At 38.7% G+C, this 20,739-nt stretch carries 10 protein-coding genes; 2 read left to right on the top strand and 8 right to left on the bottom strand.

Going from position 1 to position 20,739, the window contains the following annotated elements:
- Positions 1-164: 164 nt before the first annotated feature.
- From ACE1B6_RS23955 to rpsF, 7 genes are all read right to left on the bottom strand, one after another.
- A complete protein-coding gene (locus ACE1B6_RS23955) occupies positions 165-2,171 on the bottom strand; it encodes an ABC transporter ATP-binding/substrate-binding protein (RefSeq protein ID WP_413259791.1) in 2,007 nt (668 codons plus the stop codon).
- A gap of 97 nt (positions 2,172-2,268) precedes the next feature.
- Positions 2,269-3,096 carry a nitrate ABC transporter permease gene (gene ntrB, locus ACE1B6_RS23950; protein WP_413259790.1) on the bottom strand — a complete coding sequence of 276 codons (828 nt, stop codon included), beginning with the start codon at positions 3,094-3,096 and terminating at the stop codon, positions 2,269-2,271.
- Between the two features lie 252 nt (positions 3,097-3,348).
- Positions 3,349-4,743 (bottom strand): CmpA/NrtA family ABC transporter substrate-binding protein, encoded by a 1,395-nt coding sequence (locus ACE1B6_RS23945; RefSeq protein ID WP_413259789.1) that lies wholly within the window; start codon positions 4,741-4,743, stop codon positions 3,349-3,351.
- Between the two features lie 742 nt (positions 4,744-5,485).
- On the bottom strand, positions 5,486-6,106 hold the full coding sequence (locus ACE1B6_RS23940) for a DedA family protein (protein WP_413259788.1): 621 nt from the start codon (positions 6,104-6,106) through the stop codon (positions 5,486-5,488).
- Positions 6,107-6,229: 123 nt separating this feature from the next.
- A complete protein-coding gene (locus ACE1B6_RS23935) occupies positions 6,230-6,910 on the bottom strand; it encodes a hypothetical protein (RefSeq protein ID WP_413259787.1) in 681 nt (226 codons plus the stop codon).
- Positions 6,903-7,457, bottom strand: coding sequence for an Npun_F5560 family protein (locus ACE1B6_RS23930; RefSeq protein WP_459563093.1), 555 nt, complete (start codon positions 7,455-7,457; stop codon positions 6,903-6,905). Before ACE1B6_RS23930 ends, ACE1B6_RS23935 begins: the two co-directional genes overlap by 8 nt.
- 186 nt (positions 7,458-7,643) lie before the next feature.
- Complete coding sequence (gene rpsF / locus ACE1B6_RS23925) at positions 7,644-7,991, bottom strand: 30S ribosomal protein S6 (protein WP_413259786.1); 348 nt, start codon at positions 7,989-7,991, stop codon at positions 7,644-7,646.
- A gap of 242 nt (positions 7,992-8,233) precedes the next feature.
- Between rpsF and ACE1B6_RS23920 the strand changes: the two genes are divergently transcribed.
- Entirely contained in the window at positions 8,234-9,322 is a 1,089-nt protein-coding gene (locus ACE1B6_RS23920; RefSeq protein WP_413259785.1) for an AI-2E family transporter, read from the top strand.
- Here ACE1B6_RS23920 and ACE1B6_RS23915 read toward each other — a convergent pair.
- Positions 9,319-10,140 carry a sulfotransferase family protein gene (locus tag ACE1B6_RS23915; RefSeq protein ID WP_413259784.1) on the bottom strand — a complete coding sequence of 274 codons (822 nt, stop codon included), beginning with the start codon at positions 10,138-10,140 and terminating at the stop codon, positions 9,319-9,321. The genes ACE1B6_RS23920 and ACE1B6_RS23915 overlap by 4 nt on opposite strands.
- 91 nt (positions 10,141-10,231) lie before the next feature.
- Between ACE1B6_RS23915 and ACE1B6_RS23910 the strand changes: the two genes are divergently transcribed.
- Positions 10,232-20,728, top strand: a complete 10,497-nt coding sequence (locus ACE1B6_RS23910; RefSeq protein ID WP_413259783.1) for a CHAT domain-containing protein — start codon at positions 10,232-10,234, stop codon at positions 20,726-20,728.
- Positions 20,729-20,739 lie beyond the last annotated feature (11 nt).

Below are 20,739 nucleotides of genomic sequence, written 5' to 3'. Positions count from 1 at the left end.
AGGGGTTTTTTTTTGAACCGCAAAGACGCGAAGGACGCAAAGGAAGAGAAGAAAAGAAAGAGTTTTTTTGAACCACAGAGAGGCTGAGGACACAGAGAGAAGAGATGGAGAAGTACTTTAGGACAGGCATCTTGCCTGTCATCCCCAATCCTCAGTCCCCCAAATTAAGCGACTTTCAATCTGCCGGGAACGGGCAATACCACTTCTTCTATGCGGAATTCACGTTTGATTTTTTGGTTGGCGAGATAACTTAATGGGTCTTCGGAATTGAAGATCGATCCATCAAACATTTCGATTTTTCCACGGGTGTAACTAAAATTGAATAAGCCGATTTCCCTGGCTGCCATACTAAAGACATCGACGCGACATAAACGTTCCATGATTTCTAACCAGTTGCGGGGAAATGGAACTTTATCCCAACGTGCCATTTGGGTCAAAATCCACAAATGTTCGGTACGGCTTGGACGGTTAACGCCTTCTCCAAAAAATAGGTGATGGGCGTATTCTCGGTGATGTTCTAAGCTACAAACTGCGACGTTAGGATCGCCAATTTGAATATATTCAATATCGGTTCCTACGTATTCTGGTCTGGCTAAAATTTGCCGGACTTCTTCATAGTGGCGTTCTTGAGAACAGAATTGTGCTGCTTCTAAAAGTGCAGTTACTAATGCTACGTGAGTTCTCGGATATGCCATCGCCCAGTCTTCCCGTACACCTAAAACTTTTCCGGGATGTCCTAACCAAATTTCTAAGTCGGTGGCGATCGAAAATCCACTTCCTTCTACTGCTGCCCGAATATTCCAAGGTTCCCCTACACAATATCCGTCAATGTTTCCTGATTGTAAATTGGATACCATTTGGGCGGGAGGAATTACCGCTAAACTCACATCTCGATCGGGATCTATTCCTCCTGCTGCTAACCAATAACGCAACAGCAAATTGTGCATTGAAGAAGGATGTACCATGCCAAAAACGTGCTGTTGATCTTTGGATTTTTGCAGGTAATTCTTCAGATCTGATAAGGTGTAAACTCCTTGTTCATAAAAACGTTTGGCTAAGGTAATTGCATTTCCATTCCGCGCCATTGTTAAGGAAGTAACCACCGGAACTGGTTGCCCACTATTACCACCTAAAGTTAACCACAAAGGCATCCCCGCAGGCATTTGGGCAGCATCCAATTGTCCGGCTACCATATCATCAACAATGCCACGCCAGCTAGGTTCCCGAACTAACTTAACATCTTCTAAACCGTATTTAGCAAAGAAACCTCTTTCTTTGGCTACTGCTAAAGGCGCACAAGCTGTTAATGGTACAAAACCAATTTCCAAGTTCACTTTTTCTAAATTGTTGCGCGAAATAGCAACTTGAGTTTTGTTGGCTTGACGCTTTTTAATTTGTTTTTGACGGTTCAAGAAGTAAATCATTTCACTCCGCAAACTGTAATAATTCGGATGATTTACTACTTCCATCCGTTTGCGGGGACGGGGAATATCTACATCTAAGATTTGCCCGATTTTGGAACCTGGGCCATTGGTTAACATGACAATGCGATCGGACAAAAGTACCGCTTCGTCAACATCGTGAGTTACCATCACTGATGTTACTTTGTACTCGTCGCAAATTTCCATCAATCTTTCTTGCAAGTTCCCTCTGGTTAATGCGTCTAATGCGCCAAAGGGTTCATCTAATAATAATAATTTCGGACGGATGGCTAGGGCACGGGCGATCGCAACTCGCTGTTTTTGTCCCCCGGAAAGCATCGCAGGTTGTTTGTCTGCATGGGGTCGCAAACCTACCATATCAATGTGCTTTTCGACAATTGATTTTCTCTCACCTTTTGGCAGATCTCCCATTACTTCATCTACTGCCAATTCGATGTTTTCCCGCACATTTAACCAAGGCAGTAACGAGTAATTTTGAAATACCACCATCCGGTCAGGCCCAGGTTTAGTGATTCTTTTACTTTCTAAACTTACTACTCCTTCAGTGGGTAAATCTAAACCCGCAATCATATTTAATAAGGTAGATTTACCGCAACCAGAGTGACCAATTAATGAAACGAATTCGCCTTTTCTAATTTCTAGGTCTATACCTTTGAGGGCGACATATTGACCGCCGTTGGATAGGTCAAAAACTTTGTCGATATTATCAACTGCAACGAAAACAGACATAGTGGTTACTTGGGTAATTTTTTGCTAGTTGGTGAAGTAATTTGTAGCGATCCGTAGGGTGCGTTAGCGATAGCGTAACGCACCATTCAACTAAGTCTTATTCGGGCAGAATTCTGGTTTGTAACCAAGCCATGAATTTGTCGAGTAATAAACCAACAATTCCGATGTAAAACAGTGCCAAAATCACTTCGCTAATGTTGTTTGTTTGGTATGCGTCCCAGATGAAGAAGCCAATTCCAGCTACACCGGACATCACGATTTCCGCAGCGATAATTGCTAACCAAGCTAGACCGATCGCAATTCTCAAACCAGTGAAAATGTAAGGCAAAGCGGAAGGAATCAAAATCTTGAAAAAGTACTTCTTCTTGTTGAGTTGCAATACTTTGGCAACGTTGTTATAGTCCTGGGGAATTTGTTGAACTCCCACTGCGGTGTTAATCAAAATCGGCCAAATCGCAGTGATGAAAATTACGAACAAAGCGGCGGGTTCGTTCTTCTGTAAAGCTGCTAAAGCGATCGGCACCCAAGCCAAAGGCGGAACGGTTCGCAATAGTTGAAAAATTGGGTCTAAGGCTTTAGACATCATTTTATTCGTACCAACCAAAATGCCTAAAGCAATCCCAACTACTGCGGCAAAAAAGTAACCGATCGCTACCCGTTGTAAACTAGCAAAAATCTGCCAAAATAACCCAACGTCTATGTCACTTTTTCTGTAGAAAGGCCACCAAATTAAAATCCAAGTGTCTTGAACAACTTGTATTGGACCGGGAAGTGTAACACCTGGAAAGAAAGAAAAGATTTGCCAAAGTATTAACATGATCGCGATCGCGATCGCTGGAGGAATAATATCCGGCAATGTCTTTTGAATTTTAGCAATCCAGGGATTTTGTGCCGTTCTAACGGATCTTCTTTGCAGTGTAGTCATGGTCTTAGGGTTCCTTATACTGTGTGGAAAAACTTCCAGCTTTTACTTGTGGGACAACTTGAAATGGGTAGGTAATCCCAAATATTTCTTTGGCTTACCGATTACTAAGCTGTTACGCATTTAAATCACTTATTAACGAGTAGGGTGCGTCAGACGGTAAAGCCTGATATAGAAAGGAAAATATCTAAATCTGACGCACCCTACAATATAACTTTTAAATGCGTAACAGCTTAACTACCCATTAACAAAAACTTAAATGTTGACCTTCTTCACCTTCAAACTTTGTAGATAAGCTTTGGGATTTTCTGGGTCAAACTGAACGCCATCAAAAAATGTTTCCACACCACGAGAAGTGCTGGTGGGAATATCAGCAGCAGCAACATTCAATTCTTTAGCTGCTTCGCGCCAAATATCTTCCCGATTGATTTTGTCAATCATCGCTTTGGCATTAGTTAAAGTTTCAGGAGGTAAATAACCCCAACGCACGCTTTCTGTTAAGAACCAAAGGTCGTGACTCTTGTAGGGATAAGACACGCTACCTTTGTCATCTTTCCAGTACAAAGATGCCATCGATCGATCGTCAACCATCCTACCATCACCCATGTCATATTTGCCCATGAATGGATCTAAAAGCACATTTTCTGGAACGTTAAAGTATTCCCGACTTGACAGAATCCGCGCTAATTCTGGTCGATTATTAAAGTCATCGCACCACATTTGCGCTTCCATTACTGCTTTTAAAATCGCTTTGGTAGCATTAGGATTTTTGTCCACCCAATCTGCTCGCATTGCTAAATATTCTTCTGGGTGATGTTTCCAAATGTCTGCTGTTAAAGCTGCTAAATAGCCAATCTTATCTGCCACAATTCTATAAGGCCAAGGATCGCCTGTGCTAAAAGCATCCATTGTTCCTGTTTTCATGTTGGCAACTGTTTGGGCTGCGGGAACAGTTAGTAGTTTAATTTCTGAGTCGGGATCGATGCCTCCAGCTGCTAGCCAGTAGCGAATCCAAAAGTCTTGATTAACTCCGGGGAATGTATGTGCAGCAGTAAAAGATTTGTTTTGAGATTTTAATTGCCCTACTAAAGATTTGCCTTGGGTAAGTTTCAGGTCAATTCCTTTTCCTTTGTGCTGATTGGCGATCGCAATCCCATTTCCTTGTGTGTTTAATTGACACAAAACGTACATGGGAATTTTTTGATTGCCTTTGGTAATATTCCCTTCAGAAATTAGATAGGGCATCGGCATTTGCCACTGTCCGCCATCAATTCCACCACCCGCAGAACCAATTTCTACGTTATCTCTAGCAGCACCCCAACTGGCTTGTTTGGAAATTTCGACATTGTTCATCCCATGCCTTGCAAAGAAGCCTTTTTCTTTGGCAATAATTAGGGCTGCTGCTTCTACGATCGGAATATATCCAATCTTGGCAGTGTTTGTTTCTGGCGCTGCACCACTCACATTGGCAACCGGAACTGCTGTATTTGCAGTAGTTGCAGTGTTATTTGCTGGTGCAGCATTACTGGCTTGATTGCCCGGTTCTGGGGGATTTCCCAAACAACCTTTTAATAATACAGAACTAGCAGCAGTCAACCCAGCAGTTAATAAGAATTTACGTCTAGAAACCGGACTAGAAAACTGTTCCATAACATCCTCCAACAGCAAAGCTTTATCAATCAAACTTGTTTAAATCCATCAGAATCTAGCAGAAAACATGATGTTTCCTTTTAGTAAAAGAATCCGTTTGATTCTTGAATAAGAGGTTCCGTTAATATCAAAAGTACGAAAAAGTTTTTAGACGTTTTCTGCAACTTAATTCGTTATTTATTTTTACGGTTAACCCCTTTATTTGGGTTGTTTAATTTGTGTTGAAGTCAGTATAACACGACCTTAAATAAATCTAAAATTAGAGTTTTCGATTGAATACCTATAGTTTTATTGATACAAAATTGGTTTATTTTGCTTATATAAATTGCTTATTTAAACGCTGTTTTACTGTTAATTAGCAGCAAAAAAATCACCGTTTCCCTATTAAGAAACGATGCTACATTCACTTATTAATAGTTCGGTAATTCCTCAAAATAGCATTATTGAGGATTGCCAATTAGCCTTTGTGCATAAGCGGCAATCCCACAAATAAAGCCTAGCAAGTAATAAAGTCTTGCTGGTTTTACTGAACCAATTTTTATGAAATTATTGAAAGTAGAGGTTTTTCTCAACCCTGAACATATTGTGCCATGTTCATAAGATAGATACAAATCATTTTTTTAAGGATAACCATTGATTTTTGTCTATGCACAGCGATGTTCCTTGTTACGAACGGTGCAAAAAAAATAGAGAGAGGAGCAAGTATATTTTCCTCTCTCTGCATTTTTTTCAAGTTATTGATTTATGATTCTTTGGTTTGGCGCAATTCCCACAAGAAGGGAACGAAAATCCAAGCAGCTACTATTAATAATGCTAAGACTGCAAATTGGGCGGCCCAAGCTACTAATTGTTCTAAAGGTACAACTTTTCCAGCGAAAAACGACAAACTGACCATGACTGCGCCCCAAGCTGTTGCGCCAGCGATGTTGTAAGCCATAAATTTGAGGTATGGCATTTCGACTATTCCCGCTAAGGGACTGGCGAAAATCCGCAATAAAGCAATGAATCTACCAATAAATACGGTTTTTCCGGCGTTTTCGCTAAATTGCTGCTTGAGTTCTACCAGTTTTTCTTCCTGAATGCGGAGAATTTTTCCTATAGATAAAAGCAACGCCCAACCGCCATATCTACCGATTAAATAACCAAAGTTACCGCCTAAAACTGCGCCTGCGATCGCACTACCTAAAACCAACCAGTAATTCAATTCGCCGCTACCAGCTAAAAATCCTCCCGCAATAGTAATAGTTTCACCAGGCAGTGGAATTCCCAGATTTTCTAATAAAATTCCGATAAATACCGCCCAGTAGCCATATTGACCTGCGAGTTCCTGGATATTCTCCAGGGAAATCACTTCTAATGACATCTGCTACAGCCTTAACAAAGGTTAACACTCATCCTAATCTTGGCTTAGTTTCTCCAACAGTGTCAATCAATTTTAGATTTTGGCTCGATCGACTTGTAGGGCAGGCATCTTGCTTGCCGATAGCTAGCCAATTGTTAAATCAATAATTGGTTGATTGGTTAAACAGTACCAATGGCAGGTAAATAAATCGGGGGTTTGGGTGTCAATACTGGCGATCGCAGGTGCAGCGGGAAAGGGCCAAACTCGATCGAACCAAATTTCTTGGTCGATAAACCCAAATTGAATTAAATAAGTAGCTGGCGAAGCATTTAAAAACTTAAGGATATTGTACGCCATCTGATAAAGTTGCTGACGCATCGCATCAGAGAAATGCACTGGCTGAGAGTAATTTAACTCAACTGCTAAACCTGGTGAAATTTCGTTTCTTAGACCGATCGCTTCTGCATAAACTGGCCCTTTTTCAGTTAAAACCACAGGCAACCAAAAGTTACCCGATCTAGTCACATAGCCAAACTTTTCTGATATTAAATAACGGAAAAATTCTACCTTTTCGCAAGCTTTAAATATAGTTTTTTCCGGGAAATCAAAATTATTAGGAAGCTGCAAAGTTAAAGGACAAAATACCACGTCCTTTGGTAACTTTAGGGAATTTATATTATTTTTTCCGAAAACTTTGATTGTTGTGCAGGATTCTGCAATAGCTTTTCGCAAAGCCTCTATCATGATTGCAGTTGCGGGAGATGTTGCCACTAATTCACCAGTAGCATTCACCTCCGCATCAACTACGATCCAGACTTCAAGCATTACTAAAACCAGGAAGACTAACTCTAGCACCTCCCATTTTGGGGAAGCTTGGCAAATCAAGTCTGGCGTTAGAACTGCGACTTTTAATTGCTAAACGATAAGTTAGACTTTGCAATTCTGCATGAAGCTGACGATTTTCCCGTTGTAGCATTGCCACCTTTTCTTTAATTGGTGCAAGGCGTTCGGTAAATTTCTGACGATAAATTTGCGGTAATTCCTGTACCACTTGTTCGAGCATTCGACTGCGATCGGTTAACTCTTGAACAGACTGGCGCAGGTGGTAAATTTCAGCATCGCGATCGGAAATCTGCTCTTGGTAGAACTTCACTTGTTGTTCTACCCCTTGCAGTTGCTCTTGCATAGCTTGCATTTGAGCTTGATGCTGTTGGGATAATTCCGGCGCGGGTAGGAAAGTTGTATTTCCCTTGACTAACCGGAACAATTCTTGAGACAACTGTTGAACCAGTTGATCTCGCAGTTGCAATTCCTCACGCAGATGAGAAACTTCTGATTGCAGGGATTGAAAGGGGGTGTCGATTTGGCTCACAATGGCTCAACTCCTCGAAGATTTCGCCAACTTGCCGTTTTTGGTCTGTGCAAGCGACATTCTATCATGCTTATTATAGGATGAGCAGCCTATAGTATAGAATTCTTGAAGATTTGCTATACTTTGAACGCCAAAAAGTAGAGACATTTGATCGATATCTCTACAAATGGAAATCCAAATTAAAATCTAAGCAGTTGCATCTGCGGTTTCAGCTTCGGCTTCTGCGGATGCTGCTGCTTTCGGGGAAACATCTTCCAGCCTAATTGTCAGGTAACGAATTACTTCTTCGCTCAAGCGCATTGCTCTTTCCATCGGAGCCACCACACTACCATTAGCTTGGTAATTCATTTGTACATAGATTCCATCACGTTGTCTATTAATTTCGTAGGCTAAACGGTGTTTACCACGAAGTTGAACGCTCAGATCTTGAGCACCTTGATCGCGCAGCATACTCTGATACTTTTCGATCGTCTGATTCACTTGCTCATCTAATAAATCAGGACGCAAAATATACATTGTTTCGTAGCTATTCATAGTTTTCCCCTTTTGGACAACAAGGCCGCTTTTGGCAACCGCCTCCAGCAGCAAGGATCTTTCATTCTACCATTAAACTGACCAGGGAACGGAAAAATAGTCTAAAATAACTGAGCCAGTCTCCGACAACTTTTCCGCACACATATTAATAAACTGTCATAAACTTGATGGTAAAATTCATCATTTAAATCATCAACCTCATGAACAAAGAATATTCAATTTTCTCCCCTATCCAGAAGTTTATGATAACTTGGTTGCTAGTATTAGCAGCTAGTTGGGCAACTTTAGTAACAATTGGCTATGTCGGCGAATTAGTCAGCGTTTTCCTTTCAGCTGCACTACTGGCATTTTTATTCAACTATCCTGTGAAAGTTGTACAAAGATTTTTACCCAGGATTTTAGCGATCGCATTAGTCTATTTAACAGCAATTGTCGCCATTACTTTTATCGGTCTTACAGTAGTACCACCTGTGTTTAATCAAGGAGTACAATTAGTCACTAATTTACCTTCTTTGGTACAATCTGCCCGAGAACAATTAGACAATTTTCAAATTTGGAGTGCCGAGCATAATTTGCCGTTTGATGTGCGGATTTTAGCTTCTCAATTATTATCTAAAGTTCAAGCACAAGCCGAGGTAATTGCCAGTAAAGGTTTTGGCTTAGTACTGGGAACTTTTAACTGGTTTATCGACTTAATATTCATTTTAGTAATTTCCTTTTATATGCTAATTGACGGCGAAAGAGTTTGGGGAGGAATTACCAGCATTTTATCGCCTATCGTGCGCCAAGTATTGACAGAATCCCTGCAAAAAAATCTGCAAAAATTCATTTCAGGACAACTATTTTTAGGACTATTTATGGCAATCATGTTAACCATTGCCTTTTGGTTTCTAAAAGTACCGTTCTTTCTGTTATTTGCGGTTTTCATTGGCTTAATGGAAGTGATTCCTTTTGTGGGTGCAACTTTAGGAATCGGTACTGTAGTCATCATTGTAGCATTTATTAATTGGTGGTTAGCATTGGAAGTACTGGCAACTTCAGTTGTACTTCAACAAATTAAAGACAATTTAGTTTCTCCCCGGTTAATGGGAGGTTTAACAGGATTTTCGCCAGTAATTCTGTTTTTAGCTTTATTGTTAGGAGCAAAATTTGGCGGTTTCTTAGGTGTAATTCTGGCAATTCCCTTGACTGGTGTGGTTAAAAGCGTCGCGGAAATTGTTTTTGATCCTGATTTACCTCCCCAAACGGGATCGTTTTTTAATAACCCTTTTGATAAGGATCAAGAACATTTGCCGTTAGAGAGTTTTGCTGTTAAAAAAGACAAAATTTAATAACCAAAAATCTGGAATGCGTCGGCACATTCTTGTTCTATAATCGAAATTTCGCTTTCTGTAAGTACCTGACGATAGCGATTAATTTGGTTTGCAGAAATGGGTTTGCCGTAAAGTTCTGTATACCAGGGATTGTAATCTGGCGATGTGGCAGAAAAGTCTATTTTACTACGTTGCCATGTAGCGTTTTGGTTAAATTTGTTTAAGGTTAAATTAGTGAAGGATTTTATGCGATCGATCTGAACCAAAGGATTTTCCACCAACAGTTCATATTTAATATACAGAACTTGTTGCTGAAAATCAGGAATCTGGTAATGAATCGATGGCGCATAAAAAGATTTGTAATGATTACAAAGTTGTTTCAGATCGCGAGTGGTAAACATGGTAGTAAAAATATCCTGATAACCTTGACTAGCTAATCTTTCCCCAACTTCAATCATCGAAGCAATGGTATCACGAGGATCTCGGACAATAATCAAAAATTTTGCCCCCGAAATTAATTCATAAATTTCGGGGAACAACATTGTCAAGTGTGGTTCTTTTAAAACTAAATGTTTAATTGGTGCAAAGCGGTGTAAAGTATGCTCTAGAAATGCTTTCACCCAACTAGCGTTAAAATTTCTTAACTCCTCTAAACTGCTAAAATAATCTTTCAGTTTGGTTGTTAAAATCGTTTTACCAAGCTGGTAAGTGGAAATCATTGAGCGAAAATACATTGCTTCTTGAAGCAAAGGACTAGTTGTGTCGTCACTGCATAAAATACTTTGTAACAAAGTTGTTCCCGCACGTTGACTACCACCTACGAAAAAATAGGTCATAATAATCTCAATTCCTCTTTCTAGATTCTGAACTCTTGAGCAAACTAAATGTAACTTATTTTTACAAACTTACAGATTAATTAATACTGCCATGTCAGCCACAATTTCTTTAGTCATAATCACCTACAACCGGGAACATTATTTAAGTGCTGCTGTTGAAAGTGTTTTAGCACAAACTAAGCATGACTTCGAGTTATTAATTTGGGATGATGGTTCTACGGATAACTCTTTAGAAATTGCCCAAAATTACGCTAAAAACGATCGGCGAGTCAAGGTAATAGCCGGGAAACATCAAGGAGAAACCTTATCCCGAAAAGCAGCAATTTCCCAAACTACAGGCGAGTACTTAGGATGGTTAGATAGCGACGATTTAATTGCGCCGACAGCATTAGAAGAAACGGCAAAACTACTGGATTTATATCCAGAAGTAGGTTTAGTTTATACAGATTATATAGATATTTCGGAAACTGGCGAAATTATTGGTTATGGAGAACGTTGCCAGATTCCTTATTCTCCAGAAAATTTATTGCTGGATTTTATAACTTTTCATTTCCGCTTATTTCGCCGTTCAGTTTTTGAGCAAGTCGGGGGGATTGATGAATCAGTTAAATATGCGCCAGATTATGATTTATGTTTGAAACTTTCGGAAGTTACGCAAGTTAGACATATCAATAAACCGCTTTACTATTATCGCAATCATAGCAAAAGTATCACTCATCAACAACAGTTAGAGGTGATTCGGTATTCCGAAAAAATTATTAACCAGGCGTTAGAAAGGCGAGGATTAAACCGCACCCATTCTCTAAACGTACAACTCCAAGAAATTAACGGACAAATTCAAAGTAAATTTTATCTAATTAACAAAGAAAATCCCGAAAAGCTATCTTCTCAAGCCAAGAAAAAAGAGAAAATTCTCGCCTGTGCCTTTTTTCTTTCTTACCTAAGCTTATTTAATATTAATCCAGCTTTTGCCGATCCAATTGTTCCCGCCAAGGATGGTACAAATACTATTGTTAACCCCCAAGGAAATCGCTTTGATATTACAGGCGGACAACGATCGAGCGATGGTGCAAATTTATTTCATAGTTTTACCAGATTTGGACTCAATAATCAACAGATTGCTAACTTTTTATCCCAACCAAATATTCGCAATATCCTGGCAAGAGTTAACGGCGGCGAAATCTCCTATATTAACGGTTTAATTCAAATAACCGGAGGCAATTCTAACTTATTTTTAATGAATCCTTCCGGCGTTGTCTTTGGCGCAAATGCGCGGTTAAATGTTCCGGCAGCTTTTACCGCAACTACCGCCAACGGCATTGGTTTTGGTAATAATTGGTTTAACGCCACAGGTAACAATAATTATGCTACCTTAGTTGGCGATCCTAATGCCTTTGCCTTTACCATGCAACAACCGGGAGCAATTATTAATTCCGGCGATTTAGCAGTAGGATTAGGTCAAGATTTAAACTTATTAGCAGGAACAATTATTAATACCGGAACTTTAACCGCACCCCAAGGAAATATTACCGTTACCGCTGTTCCTGGTACTAGTTTAGTGAGACTTTCGCAACCGGGATTTTTATTAAGTTTAGAAGTTCAACAAATAGAAAACAGTGTAACTCAACCTAACTCTTTTGATTTGCCGATCGCCACTTTACCACAAATGTTAACAGGTGGAAATGGCAGCAACGCCACGGGAGTTATTGTTAACCAAGATGGTAGCGTTGAACTCATAGGATCGGGAATTCGTATTCCTAGTGAAGGAAATACAGCAATAGTTTCCGGCAAAATTGATGCTTCTGGAGAAACAGGAGGTAACATCAATATTTTAGGAGATAAAGTAGGGGTAATTAATAGCAATATTAACGCTTCTGGAACTAAAGATGGTGGCAATGTACGCATTGGTGGCGATTATAAAGGACAAGGAAAATTACCCAATGCTTCCCGTGTTTTGATTAGTAATGACACTATTATTAACGTCGATAGTTCCACTGTTGGTAATGGCGGAAAAGCGATTATTTGGAGCGATAAAGCAACCGCTTTTCATGGCAAAGTCAGCGCCAAGGGTGGTAATAATTCCGGTGACGGAGGATTTGTAGAAGTTTCCAGTGCTGATGTTTTAGTTTTTCAAGGTGATGTAGATACTTCTGCGCCTAATGGAAAAATAGGAACTTTACTGATAGATCCTTCTTTCTTAATTATTTCAGATACTCTTGGGGGAGCAACCACTATTGGGGGTGGAGTAGGAGATCAAGACAGTAACCTTACTACTGATAATCAAATATTATTTGGAGATCCAGATCAACCACAAAATACTGTTACTTGGAAAGCAATTGCTAGTTTAGCAAATGATGCAAACGTAGTTTTAGAAGCTACTGGAGATATTACTATTGAGGATATCGTAGGTGGAACATTTGGTATAACGCAAAATAATTTAGTAGACTTAAATTTAGACACAGGTAGTTTACGAATTACTTCTACTAATGGTGCAGTTATATTTCAAGATACCGGAGATAAAATTCGCACTCAAGGCGGCGCAATTACTGTTCAAGCATTAGGCGGAAATCTCACAGGCGGTAGCTTCGACACCACAGGAATAGCTGGCGATAAATCGGGTGATATAAGTTTAGAAGCGCAAGGTGAATTACAAGTTAATCAAGTAATTACTGGTGGCGGAAATATTAATATTACAGCCAATAAAGATGTAATTTTAAATAATAAAAATTTTCCCAGTGAGTTAGTTTCTAGTGGTACTAATGGCGGAGGTAACATTAGTGTTATTAGCACTAATGGTTCGATTCTAGCTGCTGGTGCTGGTGCTGGTTATGGAAATATTATTGCTAAAGGTGGGAGTGGTGTTGGCGGAAATGTCAGTCTTAAAGCTTTTTCTAAGATTGATATGGGTGCGATCGATACTACAGGCGACGCAGGTAAAGGAGAAATTCTCCTCACCGGAAATGAAATTAATTTTAATTCCTCAGTTGCAGGTGGTGTAGTTACTTTAGAACCTTCTCCAAACACAGAAGCAATTAGAATTGCTGGTGATGAAACAGATAATCTCAACGTTTTAGATATCTCGCCAAATGATTTAGATAATTTAGCTGATATTGACGAATTAATTATTGGTAGCACTGAAGGAAGTGGCGATATTACTGTCGATCCCGCAGGCGTTACTTTTAATTCTCCAGTAACAATTCAATCCGGCACAGGTAACATTACCGCCAATGGTGAAATAGTGGTATTTAATGACGGCACACTTACCATAAATACAGGTGGCAATATTACCACTAAAGATGTTATTGCCAATGCCGGAATTAACATTACTAGTACAGGTGGCAATATTGATAGTAGCGGTGGCACATTAGACACTTCAAATGAAGGTGATACAGGTTCAATTTCCCTAGATGCTGCTGGTGATATTACTACAGGCGATATAATTACCACTAGTTTTGGTGGCGACAAAGTTGGAGATATTAGTTTAACTAGTAGTGGTGGCACAATTAACACTAGTGCGGGAATAATTGATACTAGTACTACTGGAAATACTGGAGGTTCAGTACTTCTTGATTCCCCTGTTAATATCATTTTGGGAAATATTTCCACCGAGGGAGATATTGCTGGAGGAGATGTCAATTTTAATGGCAAAGTTACCTTAAATAAAGACGTAAATATTACTACAGGTGCAGATATTTCTGGTGATATTAACTTTACTGGTACAGTTGATGGTACGCAAAAATTAACCTTAGAAGCTGGTACAGGTACAATTAGTTTTAATGCTGTTGTTGGAGAGACAACCCCATTAGGCAAACTAGATATTACTAGTGCCGGAAATATTGAGTTAGCTGGAAGCATTACTACTGCTGATAGTGACATTATTTTTAATGCTCCAGTGACGGTATTAGGAGAATCAAGCTTAAATGCTGGTACAGCTACAATTAATGTTAATAAAAACTTAGATGCTGGCGATAATCAACTAACTTTAACCGCCGATGAAATCAATTTTAAGGGAGGAACAGCTTCCGTTAGTGGGACAAATAAATTAATTTTGCAACCTGCAACTCCCAGCAGTAATATTACTATCGGTGGTAAAAATGAACAGGATATTTCACCCGCTTTAACTCTCACTTCTACTGATATTAGTGCTTTAGAAAATGGTTTTAGTTCTATAGTTATTGGCAGAGAAGATGGTAGCGGTACTATTAGTTTAATCGGTGATGTTACCTTTAACGATCCTGTAACTTGGCAATCTCCCGTAGGTGCAGGAAGTATCGATAATACGGGTTTTAGTCTGACTGGAAAAGATGATGCTAGTGTAACTTTGCTAGCAAATTTCAATATTACTATGGGTGATATTACCGCACCTAAAGGAATTAGTATTACTAGCAATAATGGAGCAATTAATACCACATCAGGAACTTTAAATTCTTCAGCTATTTCTGATAGTGATGCCGGGGAAATAACTCTGAAAGCTGCCGGGAATATTACTACTAGTAATCTGACGGCGCAAGGTAATTCTGATGGTGGTAATGGTGGAAAAGTTAGTATTACTAGTACAGGTGGTTCTGTTGATACTAGTGCTGGTTTAATTGATACTAGAACCGGAATTATTGCCGCTGGTACTACAGGTAATGGTGGTGCAGTAACAATTAATGCTAAAGGTGACATTATTACTGGTTCAATCTTCTCTTTGGTAGGTGAAGGAAGTATTGGTAATGCTGGTAGTATTTCCCTGAATAGTGAAACCGGAAAAATTGATACTAGCGAAGGAAGAATTGACGCTGGAACTACTTTCGGAAATGGCGGAGAAATTAGCTTTAATGCTTTAGGTGATATCCTGACTAAGGAAGTGCTTTCTTATGTAGTAAATTCTGGTGAGGGAGACGGCGGAATTATTAATTTTAACAGCACTGAAGGCGGAATTAATACTACTGCTGGTGATGTAAATTCCTCCTCGGATAATGGTAATGGAGGTGCAGTTATTTTTACTGCTAAAGGTGATATTGTCACGGCAAATATTATTTCTGCTTCTCGCAATAATGGTTCAGGTGGCGATATTTTTGTGAGTAGTAGTGCTGGGTTAATTGATAGTTCGGCGGGAAGTTTAAACTCTGCTTCTGCAAATGGTAATGCTGGCGATGTTAGCTTAATTTCACCGGAAAGTATTATAGTTGGCGCAATTAATGCTAATGGTTTAGCGGAAACTGGAAATATTAGTTTAACTAGCGACAAAATTAGTTTTACTGGAGAAGCAAATTCTATTCAAGGTAAAGGTAATTTACTACTTCAACCTTTCACACCTAGCCAAAATTTAGACATTTCTACGGTTAATTTTGATATTTTGGCGGAAGGTTTTGCTTCGATTACTATTGGTGCTGAAAATGGTAGTGGTGTTGTTAGTATACCAAATGCGATCGCATTCAGCGACCCAGTAATTATTCAATCCCCCGATGGTAAAATTATCGTTAACGGTGCAATTACCGGAACAGATAATGCTTCCATTACCCTAAATGGAACAACTAATTTAAACGCAGATATTACCACTGCCGAACAAGATATTAATCTTATAGGTAGCGTTTTATTAGGCAAAGATGTCACTCTCAACACAGGTGAAACTGCTGGTGGTGATATTTTTGTTGATGGCACAATTGATGGTAATCAAAACCTCACTTTAGCAACAGGTACCGGAGATATTAATTTAAACAATGCAGTGGGAAGTTCCATTGCTTTAAATGATTTGACTATTAATAGTGCTAATAACTTTGTTGCCACATCAATCACCGCCGCAAGCATCACCCAAAAATCGGGAACTGGTGTCACAATTTTAGGAGATTTAAATACTAATAGCGCCACTGGAATAAACCTCACAGGTAATACTTTTGTCTTCAATGGTAAAGTCACAACTACGAACAATGGCGGTTTTACGATTAATAATGCTAGTCCTTTAACTTTGGATGCGGCAATTTTTAATTTAGATGGCGCATTTAAACAAATTGGCGAAGGTGCAGTTTCTTTATCAGGGAATCTCACTACTACTAACGATGATATTAGTTTTCAAAGTGCAGTAACTCTGATTGGAGATACTTCTTTAAATACTGGTGCAGGTATTGGTGATATTACTTTTAACAATACTGTCGATGGTGCAGGAAATTTAAGTTTAAATGCCGGAATTGGCAATGTTAATTTGGCGGGTGAAGTTGGTAATAATACGCGACTTGGTAATTTAATTTTTGAAAGTGCAACCGATGTTAATGCTAAGGCAATCACCGCAGCAAGCATCACTCAAAAATTGGGAACTGGTACAAGCACTTTCGGAAATTTAAATACTAATAGTGAAACTGGAATTAATCTTACAGGTAACAGTTTTATTTTCAATGGTAAAGTTACAACTACGAATAATGGCGGTTTTACAATTAGTAATGCTAATCCTTTAACGATAGATGCAGGAATTTTTAATTTAGATGGTGCATTTAAACAAACTGGCGAAGGTGCAATTTCTTTAACGGGAAATTTAACTACTACTAACGATGACATCAGTTTTCAAAGTGTCGTCACTCTGATTGGAGATACTTCTTTAAATACTGGCGTAGGTATTGGTGATATTACTTTTAATAATACTGTAAATGGCGCAGTCAATTTAAGTTTAAATGCCGGAACAGGTAATGTTAATTTGGTGGGTGAAGTTGGTAATAATACGCGACTTGGTAATTTAATTATTGAAAGTGCAACCGATGTTAATGCTAAAGCAATCACCGCCGCAAGCATCACTCAAAAATCGGGAACTGGTACAAGCACTTTCGGAGATTTAAACACTGATAGCGAAACTGGAATCAATCTTACAGGTAATAGTTTTGTCTTTAATGGTAAAGTCATAACTACAAATAATGGCAGTTTTACTATTAGTAATGCTAGTCCTTTAACTATAGATGGAAAAGTTTTTAATTTAGATGGCGCATTTAAACAAATTGGCGAAGGTGCAGTTTCTTTATCAGGAAATCTAACTACTACTAACGATAACATCAGTTTCCAAAGTGCCGTCACTCTGATTGGAGATACTTTTTTAAATACTGGTTTAGGAATTGGTGATATTACTTTTAATAATTCTGTAGATGGCGGATCAAATTTAAGTTTAAATGCCGGAATTGGCAATGTTAATTTTGGCGGTGCGGTTGGTAGTAATACGCGATTGGGTAATTTAACTATTGAAAGTGCAACCGATGTTAATGCTAATGCAATCACCGCTGCTAGTATTACCCAAAAATCGGGAAATGGAGTTACCAATTTAGGAGATTTAAATACTAATACTTCTCAAGGTATTAACTTAATTGGTAGTGCTTTTAATTTAAATGGCACGGTTACAACTATTAATAATGGTGGTTTAACTATTAACAATAGTGGTGCTTTAAACCTGAAAAGTGATATTAATTTAGATAGTGCATTTAATCAAATAGGTAATGGAGAAGTTTCAGTTCTGGGAAGTATTACTACTACTAATGATGATATCAGATTTAATAGTTTTATTACTTTAACAGGGAATACTAAATTTAATCCTGGTACGGGTACGATCGCATTTAATTCCGGTTTATTTGCTGGTACTAATTCCCTGATTTTAAGAGCCGGAGAAGTTATTTTTGGTGGCAAAGTTACTGGTAGCGGTGATTTAACTTTAGAACCAGCAGATCCTAATCAAAAAGTGGCTATAGCTGACACTATTCCTGGTGCATTTAATCTTTCTGCCAGCACTTTAGCTAATTTAGAAAATGGCTTTAATTCTATCACTATTGGACGGATAGATGGGACGGGATTAGTATCAGTTAAAGAAGTAACTTTTAACGATCCGATTACAATTCGATCGGGAAGTGGCACAATTAACGTAAATGGCGCAATTATCGGCAAAGATAATGCTTTAATCACCTTAGATGCTGCAATCTTAAATCTCAATGCTAACCTGAAAACTGACAACCAAAATATTACTTTAGGTCGAATCATTCAATTAGGAAATGATGTGAAAATTAGCACAGGTTTGGGAGTAGGTGATATTACTTTTAATGGTTCAGTCGATGGTACTAAACAGCTAAATTTAGTCGCAGGTGGCGGAAACATTCGCTTTAATGCAGCTGTTGGTAAAAACTTACCTTTAAGCAAACTGAATATTAGTACTAACAGCAAGGTTTTTGTTTCCCAAGGTATCAACACTACTAATGAGTTAACTATTAATGCACCAGTAATTCTGACAGAAAATGCTGTTTTTAGTGCTGGAAGTGGAAGCATAACTTTTGGTAATACAGTAGATAGCGAACTTGGTGAAGCTAATAATTTAACTTTGTCTGCTGTAAATGGTAGCGTTACCTTTAATGGTGCTGTTGGTAGTAAAGGTCAAGAAATTGGCAATATTTTAATTAATAACGCCAAAGATTTAACGGCAAATTCGCCAATTAAAGCGCAACAATTACAACAGAATGCGGGAACTGGTAATGTTAATTTAAAAGCCAATGTTACCACCAGTGGAGCCGGAGTTGAATTAAATACAACTGGTGATATTCGCACCAGCAATATAACTGCAAAAGGCGGAAATATTTCGGCTAATAGTAAAAATGGAATTATTGAAACTGGTAATTTAGATGCTTCTAATACCGGAATTGGGGGAACTATTACCTTGATTTCGCCAAAAGCGATAACTACTGGAAATTTAACCGCAACTGGTGTAGAAAAAGGCGGTACAGTAATTGTGAAATCTGGCGATCGCATTACCACAGCTAACATCGATGTTAGTGCTACCATTGGTAATGGTGGAACAGTATTTATCGATCCTCCAAATGATGTGCAAGTTGGGTTTATTAACGCTCAAGGAGGAAATCAAGGAATTGGTGGTAAAGTTGATATTACAACCGAGAGTTTCTTTCGTTCAACTGCAAGTTTTGTTGATAATAAAGGCGTAAATAGTAGTATTTCCACTGCTGGCGGAACGGGAAATGGTTCTATTATTATTCGTCATGGTGGAGGCTCTTTAAAGACACCTTTCGTAGTGGGAAATGCTAGTAAAAATGGAACTGCGGGAGCTTTAACTACCGGAAAAGATATTATTGCGCCTACCCAATCTTTCCCAGGTTCTTTTACTTTAGGAAATATTCAAATCATTACTAAAGATTTTCCCATCGATCCCAAGAATCCCAATAATCCCATTATCAATGAAATTGCACAAGTTATTCAACAACAGGAAAATATTTCGGAAATACCGAGAATTTTGGTTACTCAAGTTCCCCCAGTTCCGATTGATACAATATTAGCAGTAGCCGAAGAAACATTTAGCGAAGAATTTGCTGCTTATCTAGGTTTCAACTTTTCTAATAATATTAGATCTTTAGAAGATATTAGTACACAACTGCGGCGAAATGAAGAAGAAACTGGTGTCAGATCGGCAGTTCTCTATGTAGTTTTTCGACGAGGAGGCGAACAGGGATCGGAAACACTTGTTACCTGTCCTCCTGATTCTGGTAATCGAGTCCAAAACAGTAGCTTAGAAGCGGAAAACTGTCAAGAAAAAGATAGCGATCGCGTCGAACTATTCCTAATCACACCAGAAGGAAAACCTGTACGTTTACCCGTTGAAAATGTTACCAAGTCAGAAGTACTTAACTTAGCTAGACAATTGCAAATGGAAGTAACCGATGGCACAAAATTAGAAACTACCAGTTACTTACCACCCGCACAAGCACTGTACAAATTATTGATTGCTCCTATTGAAGGAAAATTACAAGAACAGGGAATTAAAAACTTAATATTTATTCCTGATGCTGGATTAAGATCTTTACCATTAGCAGCTTTACATGATGGAAACGGATTTATTGTAGAACGCTACAGTGTTTCCTTAATGCCGAGTTTTAGCTTAACTAATCCTCGTTTTTATAACTTGAAAAACTCCACAGTATTAGCAATGGGAGCATCAATATTCAAAGAACAAATTCCTTTACCAGCAGTACCAGTAGAATTATCAACAATTGCTCGTCAACTGTGGTCGGGAAATATTTCCTTAAACGAAGCTTTTACAGTAAATAATCTCACCACACAACGTAATGCTGGTAATTTTGAAATTGTCCACCTCGCCACCCACGCCGAATTTAGACCGGGAACTCCCAGCAATTCTTACATTCAATTTTGGGATGAAAAATTAGGATTAGATCAAGTAAGAAACGTTAAATGGAATGAACCACCTGTACAATTATTAGTATTAAGTGCTTGTCGGACAGCATTAGGCGATCGACAAGTAGAATTAGGTTTTGCAGGTATAGCAATTCAAGCCGGAGTCCAATCAGCTTTAGCAAGTTTGTGGTACGTCTCCGACCAAGGTACATTAGCATTAATGACCGAATTTTATGAGCAATTAAAAACTGCTCCTATTCGTGCTGAAGCACTTAGACGTGCTCAAGTAGCGATGATTAAAGGAGAAGTAATAGTAAATAAAGACGAATTAGAAGGTATAGGAGAAACCGGAATTACTTTACCCCCAGAACTGAGACAATCAGGGAAAGTTAACTTTTCGCATCCTTATTATTGGTCAGGTTTTACTTTGATTGGCAACCCTTGGTAAAGAGAATAGGC

It is taken from the genome of Floridaenema fluviatile BLCC-F154 (genome assembly GCF_041929135.1).
GTDB lineage: Bacteria > Cyanobacteriota > Cyanobacteriia > Cyanobacteriales > Aerosakkonemataceae > Floridanema > Floridanema fluviatile.
This window is presented reverse-complemented; position numbering and strand designations above follow the sequence as displayed.